Source organism: Paracoccaceae bacterium, from assembly GCA_033344815.1.
In the GTDB taxonomy this organism is placed as follows: domain Bacteria; phylum Pseudomonadota; class Alphaproteobacteria; order Rhodobacterales; family Rhodobacteraceae; genus Roseobacter.
In genome coordinates this window covers 3,890,759-3,904,425 of sequence record JAWPMR010000001.1, presented here as the reverse complement: position 1 = coordinate 3,904,425, position 13,667 = coordinate 3,890,759, and the positions used below count along the sequence as shown (strand labels likewise).

Annotated in this window: 8 protein-coding genes; 3 read left to right on the top strand and 5 right to left on the bottom strand. The window is 54.3% G+C overall.

The window, feature by feature from the left end:
* Positions 1-4 precede the first annotated feature (4 nt).
* Positions 5-625, bottom strand: a complete 621-nt coding sequence (locus R8G34_18175) for a hypothetical protein (protein MDW3224779.1) — start codon at positions 623-625, stop codon at positions 5-7.
* Between the two features lie 32 nt (positions 626-657).
* A complete protein-coding gene (locus R8G34_18170) occupies positions 658-1,203 on the bottom strand; it encodes a toxin-activating lysine-acyltransferase (protein ID MDW3224778.1) in 546 nt (181 codons plus the stop codon).
* 2,825 nt (positions 1,204-4,028) lie between these two features.
* On the opposite strand from R8G34_18170, the gene R8G34_18165 reads away from it, so the two are divergent.
* The gene (locus R8G34_18165; GenBank protein MDW3224777.1) at positions 4,029-5,030 is read left to right on the top strand and encodes a glycosyltransferase family 2 protein; all 1,002 of its coding nucleotides are present in this window, start codon (positions 4,029-4,031) and stop codon (positions 5,028-5,030) included.
* A 38-nt stretch (positions 5,031-5,068) separates the two neighbouring features.
* On the opposite strand, the gene R8G34_18160 is transcribed toward R8G34_18165, so the two are convergent.
* Positions 5,069-6,625, bottom strand: coding sequence for an oligosaccharide flippase family protein (locus R8G34_18160; GenBank protein ID MDW3224776.1), 1,557 nt, complete (start codon positions 6,623-6,625; stop codon positions 5,069-5,071).
* 1,220 nt (positions 6,626-7,845) lie between these two features.
* On the opposite strand from R8G34_18160, the gene R8G34_18155 reads away from it, so the two are divergent.
* Positions 7,846-8,928 (top strand): glycosyltransferase family 2 protein, encoded by a 1,083-nt coding sequence (locus tag R8G34_18155; protein MDW3224775.1) that lies wholly within the window; start codon positions 7,846-7,848, stop codon positions 8,926-8,928.
* A gap of 412 nt (positions 8,929-9,340) precedes the next feature.
* On the opposite strand, the gene R8G34_18150 is transcribed toward R8G34_18155, so the two are convergent.
* Positions 9,341-11,674, bottom strand: a complete 2,334-nt coding sequence (locus tag R8G34_18150) for a transketolase (GenBank protein ID MDW3224774.1) — start codon at positions 11,672-11,674, stop codon at positions 9,341-9,343.
* Between the two features lie 47 nt (positions 11,675-11,721).
* Positions 11,722-12,696 carry a threonine dehydratase gene (locus R8G34_18145; GenBank protein MDW3224773.1) on the bottom strand — a complete coding sequence of 325 codons (975 nt, stop codon included), beginning with the start codon at positions 12,694-12,696 and terminating at the stop codon, positions 11,722-11,724.
* 138 nt (positions 12,697-12,834) lie between these two features.
* Here R8G34_18145 and R8G34_18140 point away from each other — a divergent pair, with 138 nt between their 5' ends.
* The gene (locus R8G34_18140; protein MDW3224772.1) at positions 12,835-13,287 is read left to right on the top strand and encodes an Lrp/AsnC family transcriptional regulator; all 453 of its coding nucleotides are present in this window, start codon (positions 12,835-12,837) and stop codon (positions 13,285-13,287) included.
* The last annotated feature ends 380 nt before the right edge of the window (positions 13,288-13,667 follow it).

Below are 13,667 nucleotides of genomic sequence, written 5' to 3'. Positions count from 1 at the left end.
TCACTTAAACGATGGTACACTTTCTAAGCTGCAGTCCTGCAAAAATACTTTTCTTTTTCAGTGCCTTAACGACAGAACCGGACAGGAAAAAAACATCTTCCAGCCGATCATCAACCCAAATTCCCGGGCCATTTAACACGTCTGCTGACACCGCCAGCTGCCCGTTTTTCAGTGTCTGGCGTGCGTGCCAAATGCCTTGGCGGAAAGGATCAGCACGCATTTTGGTTGATTGTTCGGGCAAAAAACCACCCGATTTGACATTGCCGAAATTGATCAAAAAATACGTGCCGGAAATTGGCGTTGTCTGGTCGGCCTGAAACGCGGCCACCGGATACAACGAACATGCCCCCATTTCATCCACTTTGATTGCTTCGGCGGCAAGCTCGGAAACGCCGATGTAATCCCCTGCCAGAAACAGGTGAGGCAAAGTTGCAATTTGCTTTTTCGGATCCGAGTAGACCATAACCTGTGGAAATTCGGACGCTTCAAACACGTCGCCACGAAGGTTGCGCTGGGACATTTCCACGATACGCGGGCCATCGTCGAGCGCGTGCTGAACGCGCAGCGGGTCAGTGTAAAAATCACTGTTGCCGTAGATTGTGCTGGCCCAAACTTCATCTGCCATTCGAAACTCTCCCCCTCAACACAAGCAATTCGTTACGTCCCGACTTTTAGATTGGCCTTTTTCATTTGCTCCAGTGTTTCGGGATCCACCAAGCGCGTGACCAATGGATGAAGCCTGAGATCACCCTCCGACACGACCTTGCGAAAATTCGCAATGACAGAGGCAGTGGTTTTGGTATCAGGGGCAATCACATCCAGAAGCCAATTGATATTCCCTGATGTCCAGTCTTCGGATTTGAGCCGCACCGGAAATACGCCGGCCTTGATTTGCTCGCGGATCTTGGCATCCACCTCGCTGGATACACTCGCCCAGATGGCCAGCCCTGTGATGTCAATCAATTCAGATTGCTCTTTGTCTGCCGGGTAGGCGATCGCGATACGATCACGCACTAAAGGCTCCAGCACCAGATGCTGCAAATCGCCGATCGATTGATGCCTGTACCGTGGCAACGCCATCATGGACATTGCGATTTTACCGAAATTCTCACGGACTTGCGACCGGACCTGCGCTACTTTTCGTAACACTTCCGGATCAATTTGAGTATCTGTGACCGCATCACCATTTACGACTTCGCTCACGCGCCGCACCCGCAATTAATTGCTATAAACATGTAAATAAAAACCGCACCTTGATTTCCCCTGCAATTGAGTAAACCTTTCCTAAGATTGCGGGTCAACGTTTTTGACGACAAGACAGAGCTTTTTTGTGCTTTCTCCAGAAGCACCTGTGCCGAGCCCGTCAAATTGCTCGCATCACGATTTTGGTTGACGCGCTGAGGACGCATCCCGGAAGACCATCGTAAGGTCCGTCGATTTGCGTTCTGTGGACGTCGATTAGCCATGCGGTCACCGGCATGACACATGCGGTGCCCATTAAGAACTGCCATTCAAACATCGCGGCGATGAATTCGTGACCCCCGCCACAGTTGATCACCCGGTCGATGATGGCACCTCAACAGCGATGCATTTCGCAGGCGGGACAGCGATGGGTTTGCAAAGTCGTGAAGATCGGGGCGCTTTTCCGTAACCGGCATCGGGCCATGGGACCCAGTTCCCAGGATCATTGTTTTGGTACGCTAATGTGGTTGGCACGGCATCAGAACAGAGCGAAAAGGATCGCAATTCGGCAGCTGTTAACCTCAAGCGCGCGCCACTGACCCTGCTGCGCTGCAGGGGCCTGTTGTAAAGCGGCTGATGACGGTCCTGGGCATTGGGCTGATCACCGCCATAGTCCTTGCTGCTCTCTGCCCATCTCCAGCCGCCTTTAGCAAAGGGCGCGACGACGCCGCCTGGACCGGGCTTACACCCGAGCAACCTTCATCAGGCGGCAAAGAGCACATCAAAGATCGGCCAGCGTGACCTGTGACGCCTTCTTGTCATCGGTTCTGCATCTGTCCTGTGATGGGACATTCGACGGGGTGAGACCCATGGTGGTTGGCTCGGGCAGAGGCTGGCCCACAAGCCCAGGATGCTCGTGAGCGTTGCACTGGCCAACAAGATGGCGCGCATCGCCTGAGCTCGGAAGACGACGCATGAGACCTGTAGGGCTCCGGCATGTGCCGGGTATGTGGGCAGGTCGCAGGTTAACTAAGGACAACACGCCACGAGACGGGATCGGGAGAACCCGACATCGGCCGTGCGCCTTTGAGCGCGCGTATCCAAGATGGATCTGATCCGCGCATATCCCATAAGGATCCGTGGCGTGTTCGAACCACATCTTGAGGCCGACCACACGACGGCACCTGACCGCGGATTCATACCCGCCAGAAACCTCCTGCATTGACCGGGGCGCCCACAGACGGCCTGTTGATCGCCGCGCGGATCGTGGCCCGGGTGAGATCGCGCACGCGCCGTGATCTCATGACTGTCCAGATCGAAGATGACCATTTGGGCCGTCAGATTCCCCCTCCCGGGCATGTATACATGCCCTGCCGGTCAAAAAGGGGGTGTAGCTTCTCCGTTCCACGCTATTCTCCTTCGCGAAATCCTTTGGATTGCCTCGGGTTGCTAAACACCGAGCGTAACCTCGTCTCTTGGTCTGTCGAATGTCCTCTGAAGTCTGGCCATTGGTGCGGCCGCATCATGATGACCTTGACGGTCTGAGCGAAAAGAATCCTCAGACAGCGCGCCTCACTCGGAGTCAGGAAAGATTCACTGCGAAAATGCGTGGAGACACGTATTTCGGATTATTCTTGCAGAATTTCTATTGTTTTCTTTGATCACCCGCCATCAACAAAGTCGCCCTGAATGGTCAACAGGGCACACGCCAAAGGCTTTCAAGCAACGCATGGGTCAGTTCCAATGAGTCACATTCCTTGGCGATTAAAACGGCGGGGATCTCACTCATTGATCGCTTTCCGTTTACAGCGTTTTTTGGCATCCATCGATTTTTCAGGTGGCCATGACAGGCGAAAAAGACTTACGACGACTTTTCATCTGCCTGCGCGGCCGCTTTCCAAACGCGCCCAAACAAATTGATCGAAACCTTTCTTGTCTATCAATCGGCCCACTGCGCCCATGCCCGCTATCGCTTAAGGCAGTGCGGGCTTGTCGGCTGGCTTGAACGGAACGGTGTGGACCGACGAGAAAACCGCCAGAAGGCGCGCGTCGCACTTCAAGACCCCAACCCGCGAAATGCTAGCAGTCTTCCGCGACCGCATCCCTTTACGCGAAAACGCGGCGATATGCCTGGTGGAGTCGAATTGCGACATGCACACCAAAACCCGAACCCCGCCATTATTTCAGCGTTTTGCGGCCAGATGCATTTCAATGTAATATGCGCTTAGCGCAGGGCCCATGATACAGATATCAAAATCAATTTCTATGAGGTGCGGGCCGGACGATCACGCGTCGGCATCTTCCTGTTCGATGGCAGTGTTGCGGAAAGACACGCTCGCGTTGCACAGCGCTGTGGCCAATCCCATAAAAAGGCATCAGGCTCAGAACCGGAAAGTATTCTGCACAAAAATGTGCCCACGGCATAGGCTAAGCAAAGGAGACCCGACCATCATCCTTCATGTCATGTCTACCGCCCACTCCACGCTTTAAATTGGCGCGACAACCCGTTATACGTCGGCCCCGTTCGGTCACTGCATCCCGCCAGCTATATCTTGTCCAAAAGGTTCGAGTGTCAGATCTTGGTGAGGAACGCGGACAAAGAGGAGCGATTGAAGTCTTGTGTGAGGGATGTAACTGCGGCCCCGAAGGATGTGTTCGCCAGTGCCATTGAATTACCGCGTGATGGGCTATCCGGATTTTTTGTCAAAAAAAATACGGCTTCAAACGGCTGAGAGACACTATCTCCGTGAAAACTCGGTTTGGCGGACAACTCCAACACAATTGGTATGTCCAGGATACGGCACACCCGTTCAAGATCGCTTTGGTTTTGGGTGGACCCTCAAGGCATGATGTATGCGCCACGTGTTTCCATCATTATGCCTGCGCATAATGTTCAGCGGTTTGTTACCGAAGCGATTGACTCGATTGCGGTGCAGACATTCCAGTCTTTCGAATTGATCCTGGTCGATGATGGCTCAACCGACGCCACGCCGGAGATCTTGCTTTCCGCAAAGGAGTCCTGGCCGCCAACAAGCGGCGAACTGAAACTCTTGCATCAGCCCAATGCTGGCGCAGCCTGCGCACGCAACACAGGCGTCGCTAAGGCCAAAGGCGATTTGGTAGCGTTCATTGACGCAGATGATAGGTGGTCACCCGATACGCTGGCTCATCTGGTTGAAACACTTGATGGCTTCCCGAAATGCGACATCGCATGCCCACGCTATCGGCGGATTAACGAAGATGGCGAGGAAGTAAATTACTTGGGCGAACAGGTGAGGGCGACGCAGCAACCAAGCAATGAAATCAACCTCTTCGATGCGGGTGAAACACTGGTGGGGTCACCCGCAGAAAGCGCGACCGGGGTGCTCGTCCGCCTGGACGCTTTCAAGGCTGGAGGCGGTTTTGACACAACACTGAAGTCAAACAATGATATCGATTGCTGGTTGCGCATACTCTGCGCTAGACGGTCAAAACTGGTGAAATGCGGCCATGCTTTCGTCGATTATCGCATCAGATCGGCTCAGATCACATCGGATGTTCGACGTATGCAAGAAGGCCATAAACGTTTTCTGCGCAATCATGAGACTTTACTACGCGACATTGGCGTTTTCGGGCGAATGCGCCATTTCGGTCTGGTGCGGGCATATTGGTCGCTCATCGCGGCGCGCCACAAACAAGTTGGAACTGCGCTCCGTTTTTGGCTCGCGTCGGTTATGTTCTATCCGTATCTGGTTCTGCCGGGCACGCTTGGGTCCAGCGCAGCTTTTGCCATCATCAAGGTGGTACTGCCAAAGGCACTTTGGCAAGGTATCAGCGCCATAAGACGCCGATTGCGGCCCAGAACCTGAAGTCAACCCTCTGCGCGATATCACTGTTGATGCAAACACTAGAACGAAAGGCTTTTGAGGGCCTTTCGTGCCTCGAAGTACAATGCATGGCGCATGATGACCGCTGCGATTGCAAAACCCGCGGCACCTGCCATCCCAGCAACGAAAAGTTGCAACAGGTCTTTGTCGTTGGGTACAAAATACAGGGTCGCTGCAGCGGATCCAACTGCAAAGGCCATGAGGAGACCAGAACTCAAAGCCACACTCGAAAGCTGTTTCTTTGATACCCCCGTCAAACGCCCGAATGCGAGAGTTTGCCAGACACCACTGGTGATCTGTGCAAGGATGAGACCCACACAGGCGGCCTCAAGTGATATCAATGCACCCGCACTCGCGAAGGTGGCACGGGTGACGTGGTGCAGAATGTCCAACCGAGTGCCAAGCCTCAATTCACCAAGCGCAATGAAGAGGGCCTGGTTCATTTTAGTAAATGGTTTCACAATTCCTATGACCGCCAAGAACTGCACAATGGCGGGTGCAGCGGGCCATCCGGGCCCCAGAACCACGCGACACAGAGGCTCCGCCAGCAGAGCTAGCATTGCGAAGGCCGGCCAGATCAAGGCGGAGAGTAACTCAACTTTTTTGAGGTAAATTGCCGCCGGACGATGCCCGTGCTCGATCGCCTGAACAAACGCCGGCAAGACCACAGGGCTGATGCTGTCGATAAAAACCTTGTCGAACAGCTTGATGATCTGATCGGCGCGGTTGTAAATGCCCAGTGTTGCAACCCCAAGAACCGCTGAGATCGCTCCCATCATGCCCAGATCGCCCAGGCGGCGTACAACCTGAGCGCTACTCAGATGCAAGCCGTCGGCGATCAACCCATACCATCCAGTTATCCGAGGGGTCGGCATGGCGTCGCCGCGCCGCGCACAGGCGAACAATGCAAAGGATACGATCTGTTCGGCCAGAAAACCTGCTGCCAGCGCGGCCGGTCCGGCCCCGTAAACTGCCGCAACGATCGATACAACGCAGCGCACCCACGCGCCAGCGACGTTGATCACCGAAACCAGTCCGAAGCGCATGCTCTGCATCAACGGGATATTGAACAATAGTTCAAGCGGGCCGAGAAAAATCATCGCTGCCAGAATCCAGAGCGCTGGATCCAGTCGCGGCGACACAACCTCATCCGGCAGGAGATGAATGACGCCAAGAAAGGCAACGCCCACGATAAACGCTGACAAAAGCGCCAATCCAAACGCTTCGCCGTGGTGCCTTGGATCCAGCGTCGTGGTCTTGAGCAATTGCGATTTGATGCCGAGATCAGCAATCGCGACCACAATCTGATGGACAACCGCCGCCAATGCAAAAAGTCCGAAATCGGTTGGCGACAACAGGCGCGACAGAACGACCAGCGCAACAGCATGGGCGGCCATTACGGCGGGACGGCTCAATAACCTGTCACGAATTGCGCGCCGAAGGCTCATATGATCTCGATTCCCAACTTCGCCTGCGTCAGCCAAACTCATTGCCGCCTGCGCGGCGGGCACCGGCGTCATCAACCACCAAGATGACAATAATACAAGCACTGCTGCAGCCTTGCGGGTATTTGCCACTGACAACTCTCTGTTTCAGAATAGTGTTTCCAAAAAAAATCCTTTCGCAGTGTCACGTTCTTGAATTGTATCTCTTATCCCGCGATTTCAGTTTGCGCGCGCGTCTTGCGCGGCGCTTCACGTTGCTCCAGCGTTCGGAGCGGTATTGCAAAATTTTTGTCCGTCCTCAGATGGATACGGCCTGATTTGGTTGTAATCCGACTACCAGCGCGGCAGTTTTCGACAGGCGTCGTCCCGGTTGTCGAACAGTTTCTCGCTCAGCAACCCCGCCTTTTGCAGTCATGTTGGAGCGTTCAAAGCAGGCATTTTGCTGACATCAGCGATCAAACCGTCAGCGTCATGGTCGATGGCCATCATCTCTAAACCGGCTTATGGCTATCTGGCAGGCGTTTGCACTGGACAGTTTTGGAAACACAGCGAACAAAATGGCCGATCAGGCGCGGCAAGCCATCATGATCCCGCAGTGTCTCAAACCCTGTCTTTTGCCACTAAGTCGGCGTTTTCAGCTCGCTCTCAGCACCCTTGAAAGGACAACATTATCGAGCATCCTACTACCCCCCCCCAAAGACGTCTAAGCCGTGCACGAGGCAAGTACAGATCCGCTTTGGCATTAGTTCAAAAAACAGCAGCGTCGTTGCAAGACGGGCTGAACAAAGGCGGTGACAAGTCGATCCAGGTCAACTCGACTGCGCCGCAGGAGAGTGGATACATGAAACGCCGAATAGTCCCGGATCACTTTGGTTCCGCAATTCCCTTACGGCCTGAGACCATACAATTCCATTTACCACATCCCGCTCAAGACACGCGACCGGGAGCCCTTCGCGAAACGTGTGTATCGAAACAAGGCTGGGCATCACACCGAGAGCAGTGAGATGAGACTGCATTACCTGGCGATTCAAATTCACTAATCTGTCGCGAAAATGTTGCGCATAGAATTGATAACATCGCCGCGCGCTCTCTATGGCCCGATCGAACCTGGATTCGAACTTCGGGTGCCTTATGCCACCCGCCAAAACAAATGCCGCGATTTAAAAGAATTTACCCTATGGACGTGGAGGAAACGGCATCCACACCGCGATATGCTTGCGCGTCGGTCAATCATACAACATTATCATTTGATTGTTATGTTGATTGTAAGATTGCTTTTGCGTCACTGGAGCACATTGGCATATGGGCTTGGACTGAGCTGAGTGATAGACGGACGCGGGCGGACGAGAATAATGGTACATCATGAAGTCTTGGTTACGGCGGTCATTCCCGCTTACAACGTCGAGGCGACCATAGACACAACGCTTGACAGCGTCCGCAATCAAACCCATCGCAACCTTGAAATTGTCGTTGTGATAGACGGCGCAACAGACGCGACCGAGTCGGTGGTCCGCCGCCATGCGGAACAAGATGATCGGATCGCGGTTGTCGTGACGCCCAACCACGGTTTATGTGCGGCGCGAAATACCGGCGCCCGTGCGGGACGTGGTGAGTTCATCGCGCCCATAGATGGCGATGATGTCTGGCATCCAGAAAAAATCCGGAAACAACTTCTGGAGTTCGCCATGGGCGGTGACGACATCGGTATGGTCTACACGCTGTTTCGACGGATAGACCAATGGGACTTCCTGATCCGCGATGGCGCTTTTACCTGCTGGTCCGGCGAAATTTTTGACGCATCACTTCTTTACAATTGTGTCGGGAATGGAAGCTCGATCATGTTAAGACGCAAGGCGTTCGAACAAGCGGGCGGCTATTCCATGGCGCTGAACCGACGGGGATGCGAGGATTATCTGCTACAACTGCTCATTTCGCATGACTGGACTGTTGGCGTGGTTCCAGAATATTTGACTGGCTATCGGTTCGATCAAGGATCCATGTCCCGAGACCACACGCGAATGGCTTTGGCCCGGCTCAAAATGCTGGACATAATCGGCGCGAAAGACTTGGACGTTTCCAACAGAGTCATGACGATTGCGCGGTCCTACGCGACCACCGAACTGGCGATTGCATATATACGCGCCGGAAATATCTCGGCTTCAATATCCGCATTTGCGACCGCCGCCCGCATCAATGCCCGCGCAACGGCAACCTATATTCCATACCGGTTGCGTGACTTTGCGTTCCGGTTCATTCGCAATGCAGGGGTACGTTTAAGCTCGCAAAAACCTCCGAAATTCAACGATCTCAATCCTGAAAAACGCTTTGGGATCACCTATCATCCGCAAAGGTCGCGCACCATGCTCAGCTTGCTTCGCGATACGCCGTCTTCAAACGGACCAGGTTGTCACAAACCACGCCCCAACACGGATTGAATTCTGATCCCAGAATGAAGCGGATCAATTTCGACATCTATCCCCGCCATGGGTCGGGCATCTGAGGCAAAGCCAGTACGTCGATGTTTGCATGTGAAATATTGGAAGGGCCTCCAGAATAATTTGAAATCAGAGGGTTGTTTGGCAAATAAGCCAAATGCAATCGACTGAAGCCGGCGATGAAGGACTGCAGATGACTGACCTCAGTGGAGGCAGAAAATCAGGGGATTCCATCGCCTGGCGGTGCCCGTTTGGGTCAACGATGGGGTATGCAAAGACAAAAGTCTTTGCGCGTCTATGAAGGAACCGCTTGGCATGACCATTTGCTTATGACTCAGCGCGTTGGAAGCAGGCGAACAGAGTGGCAAGGCTGTTGTGTGCAACCAGCGAAGAAATGGACGCTGGCCGCAATTCAAGACGGTTGCGAAACACGCCGCTGGGCAGAGGGCGGCCGGCCTCCTTTTGTCAACTGGCTGACGGATTCTACGATGGAATGGCGGTCAATGCGGAAATGCTGATAGAGATCATTGATCGTGCCTGTTTGGCCAAAATGTTCTACTCCGTGGGGAATGGTTTTATGCCCGGCGACGGAGCCAATCCAGGACAGGGTTGCGGGGTGCCCGTCGATCACGGTGACAAGTGTGCAATTGCTCGGCAATCCATCCATGAGGGCTTCAATATGGCTGGTGGCCTTATTGTTGCCCCGCGCCCTGTCCCTCTGCGCAGCGTTCCAACCCGCATTCAGACGATCTGCTGATGTGACGGCCAACACGCCAACATCGCGGCGGTATTCACCGATCATCCCCGCAGCGGCTATTGCCTCTGGCGCAACCACCCCCTGATAAGCGATGACGATGGCGCAATTGGGCCCCGGTTTGCGCATCCAATAAGCCCCATCGACCACACCCTGGTGGAATGCTTCATCATCACGCTTGCCCGGTTGCTCAATCGGGTTGGTCGAAAGCCGCAGATAGACCGAACCGCCGGTTTCGTCACGCAGCCACGTACGCTCATTCGGGTCGCCGTCACCATCGCGCTGCAGGTAGTCAAAAGCCCACCGCATTATGATTGCCAATTCATCAGCAAACGCAGGCTCGAAAGCGGCCAACCCGTCTTGTGACATGCCAATGAGAGGCGACGCCATGGATTGGTGTGCACCACCCTCAGGGGCAAGTGTCACGCCTGACGGTGTCCCGACCAGCATGAACCGTGCGTTTTGATAACACGCATAGTTCAATGCATCGAGCCCGCGCGAAACAAAGGGATCATAGACTGTCCCGATCGGGACCAGCCGCTTGCCGAACAAGGAATGGGAGAGACCCGCAGCCCCAAGCAACAGCATCAGGTTCATCTCGGCAATACCCAGTTCGATATGCTGGCCTTCCGGCGCAAATTCCCATTTGGCAGTCGAGGGAATTTTGTGATCCTTGAAAGTATCTGCCTGCTGCGTCCGCGCAAACAACTTGCGCCGGTTCACCCAGGGACCAAGGCTCGTTGTTCCCGTAACATCGGGCGACGTGGTGACAATGCGTTCTGCCAAGGTGCTGTCGCCTTTGGATAAATCATCGAGGATCTTGCCAAAACTCATCTGGGTGGAAATTTCCTGACCAACTGAGACATCAATTTGGGGGACGTCGATCGCATCATCGGTGAAACGCCGCGCGCCTGTTGCAAAAAAAGGCACCGTATCAAGGAAACGTCTGAAACCGTGTTGGTCCTCAACTGTTGCCATGGGATCCCATTCCGCCCCCTTGGGCACGCCCATATGTATCTGCCAATCGGTCATCTGTGCTGTGTTCATCAGACCGCCGTGATTGTCTTTGTGACCTGCAATCGGGGTGCCCCAGCCTTTGATTGTATAGGCAAGAAAACACACCGGGCGGTCATGGTCTATGGCGGCGAAGGTCGCAGCCATGGTGTCCACGCAGTTGCCGCCAAGGTTTTCCATCAGGGCCGCGAGTGCGGAGTCATCTCGCGCGTCCAGAAGCGCGGTCACATCGCCCTGATCGCCAAGGTCATCCATCAGATGTTTGCGCCAAACGGCCCCACCCATGAAAGTCAGCGCGGCGTAAAGCTGGTTCGGGCAGGCATCGATCCATGCGCGCAATTTATCCCCCCCGGGTTCCAGGAAGGCCGCACGTTGCAGGGCGCCATACTTGATACGCACAACTTCCCAGCCAAAGGCCTCAAACACTCTCTCGGCCCGTTCAAACAGCCCCTCACGCACGATCCCGTCGAGCGATTGTCTGTTGTAGTCAATGATCCACCAGGTCTTGCGCAGGTCGTTTTTCCAACCTTCTTGCAAGCACTCATAGATGTTGCCCTCGTCAAGTTCGGCATCTCCCATCAGAGCGATCATACGGCCAGGGCGGATGTCTTTCCCCCAGGCTTTGGCCTGCACGTAATCTTGTATCATGGATGCAAAGGACGTGATTGCCACACCAAGTCCGACTGATCCGGTTGAGAAATCCACATCATCCACGTCTTTGGTTCTGGACGGATAACTCTGTACGCCTCCAAAGCCCCGGAAATTTTCCATCTTTTCGCGGGTGACATGGCCCATCAGGTACTGCATTGCATGAAAAACGGGCGAAGCATGCGGTTTGACCGCCACACGATCTTCCGGCCGCAAGGCTCCGAAATAGAGGGCGGTCATGATGGATACCATCGAGGCCGACGACGCCTGGTGTCCTCCAACCTTTATCCCATCGGCCTTTGGGCGGATGTTATTCGCATTGTGGATCATCCAGTGGGACAACCATAACAGGCGCTGTTCGATTATCTTGAGGTGGTTCAAACCTGTGGCACTCCGCCCTTGAGGACTGTAAGAAATTTGTCCGTGTCGATGTTTCCACCGCAATGAATGACACCAACGCGCTTGCCGCGCATCGCGTCCCGCTCCTGCATCAGTGCTGCAAGTGGGGCAGCACCAGCCCCTTCAGCGACATTGTGGGTACACCGGAAATAAGCGCGTATGGCGTCAGCCACTTCAACGTCAGATACCGCCACGATGCGCTCTGCGCCTTCTGAATAGATGTCAAAAGCTTCTTTCACCGGAATACGAACGGCCATGCCGTCCGCGAAGGTGTTTGCCGAATTCGTCTCGATCAAACGGCCTGCTTCAAAGGACAGTTTGGCCGCTTGCGCCTCCGTGGAGACGACGCCGACAACTTTTGTTTTGAGGCCAAGAGCGTCACGGACTGTGATGACTGAACAGATACCGGATCCGCAACCGATCGGGACATAAACTGTATCCAGATCAGGTACGTGGGTAAAGAATTCCAAAGCATAAGAGGAAACGCCGCGCACCAGCTCTGGATGAAATGGCGGAACCGGTGCAAGCCCATCAACTTCAGCGACCCGCATCGCCTCAATACGCGCCACGTCGAAATCAGCACCGTGGACAATAATCTCCCCGCCAAATGCCGCCATCGCGGCGTTTTTTTCGATCGAATTGCCCTCGGGAACATAGATTTTTGCGATGAGCCCGGCACGCGTCGCCGCACGTGCTTGGCTCTGACCGTGGTTGCCCCGGGTCGCTGTGCAGATGCCACGCATATCTGGCCGAGTGCGTTTGAGCCAGTCGATGAAGGTAACCCCGCCGCGCACTTTGAATGCACCAGTCGGGCCGTGGTTTTCGTGCTTTACCCAAACCTCGGTGCCCAGTTCTTCATTCAGCAATGGCCAACTGTATTGAGGGGTTGGAGCCATTTGTTGGTGAACAAGTTCAGCGGCAGATTCAATTTCTGTTCGGTCGAAAAGAGGCATCTTTTATCTTTTATCCTTCAAGATCGGGAACGGTATAGTGCCGGGTCTGGCATGAAGGTCGCTAAACTTCGCCACCAATCCCGACTTTTACGCAGTAAAATCTCGCAAATCCAGGCTAGCATAGCATATTATGGCGCTATGGATGATCTGGATAAACGAATCGTTCGCCGCCTCGCTAAAGATGGGCGGATCGCGATGAACGAGTTGGGGGACGCTGTCGGGTTGAGCGCAACCCCGACGGCGCGTCGGGTGCGTGCACTTGAAGATGCCGGTGTCATTACCGGTTATAACGCGCGATTCAACGAAGACGCATTGGGCTATTCGGTGACGGTCTTTGTGTCTGTCCAACTTGACAAGCAGATTGATGAGGCCCTCGCGACTTTCGAACAAGCGGTGTCGGCCTTTGAAGAAGTAGTTGATTGCTGGTTAATGACAGGCAATCGCGACTACCTCATGCGTGTTGTTACCACAGATCTGAAGGAGTTTGAGCGTTTTCTAACTCAACGCCTGACCAAAGTGCGTGGCGTATCCTCCATCGAATCTTCAATTCCGTTGCGCCGCGTCAAGAATCAAATCTCACGGATACCCTGAGGCTTGGCAAGTCGGCCGGTTTTGCAACGCGGTTCAGGGCAGTAAGGGTCTGCCACCATTATCATTTACCTATGGCGTGCTTTGGTACAGCGATGCACCAACGCTGGACTGTCTTTTGGGGGTGTCGGCATGAAGGATCAGACGCGGGAAACGCCAAGTTTTCCGCCCCTTAACGCTCTACTCGAAGCCTTTTTTGTATTGGCATAGTGGATCCGCAAAGGCTGCGACGGCTATATGTCTGATTTACCCGCCTTCAGCTACCATGGAAATCTGAACTTTAGGTGGCCCAAACCGGCCAAAAGCCCTCAAAGACAACTTCGGCAAAACAGTTTCATCACGTCAGGCACTTGCGTAGAGCATGGCTTTCCCTTCGGGCGCAG

What these genes read in the sequence shown, in the direction of transcription:
- R8G34_18175 (MDW3224779.1), bottom strand. Translation starts at nt 625, where the DNA reads ATGGCAGATGAAGTTTGGGCCAGCACAATCTACGGCAACAGTGATTTT.
- R8G34_18165 (MDW3224777.1), top strand. Translation starts at nt 4,029, where the DNA reads ATGATGTATGCGCCACGTGTTTCCATCATTATGCCTGCGCATAATGTT.
- R8G34_18145 (MDW3224773.1), bottom strand. Translation starts at nt 12,696, where the DNA reads ATGCCTCTTTTCGACCGAACAGAAATTGAATCTGCCGCTGAACTTGTT.
- R8G34_18155 (MDW3224775.1), top strand. Translation starts at nt 7,846, where the DNA reads ATGGTACATCATGAAGTCTTGGTTACGGCGGTCATTCCCGCTTACAAC.
- R8G34_18150 (MDW3224774.1), bottom strand. Translation starts at nt 11,674, where the DNA reads ATGATCCACAATGCGAATAACATCCGCCCAAAGGCCGATGGGATAAAG.
- R8G34_18140 (MDW3224772.1), top strand. Translation starts at nt 12,835, where the DNA reads ATGGATGATCTGGATAAACGAATCGTTCGCCGCCTCGCTAAAGATGGG.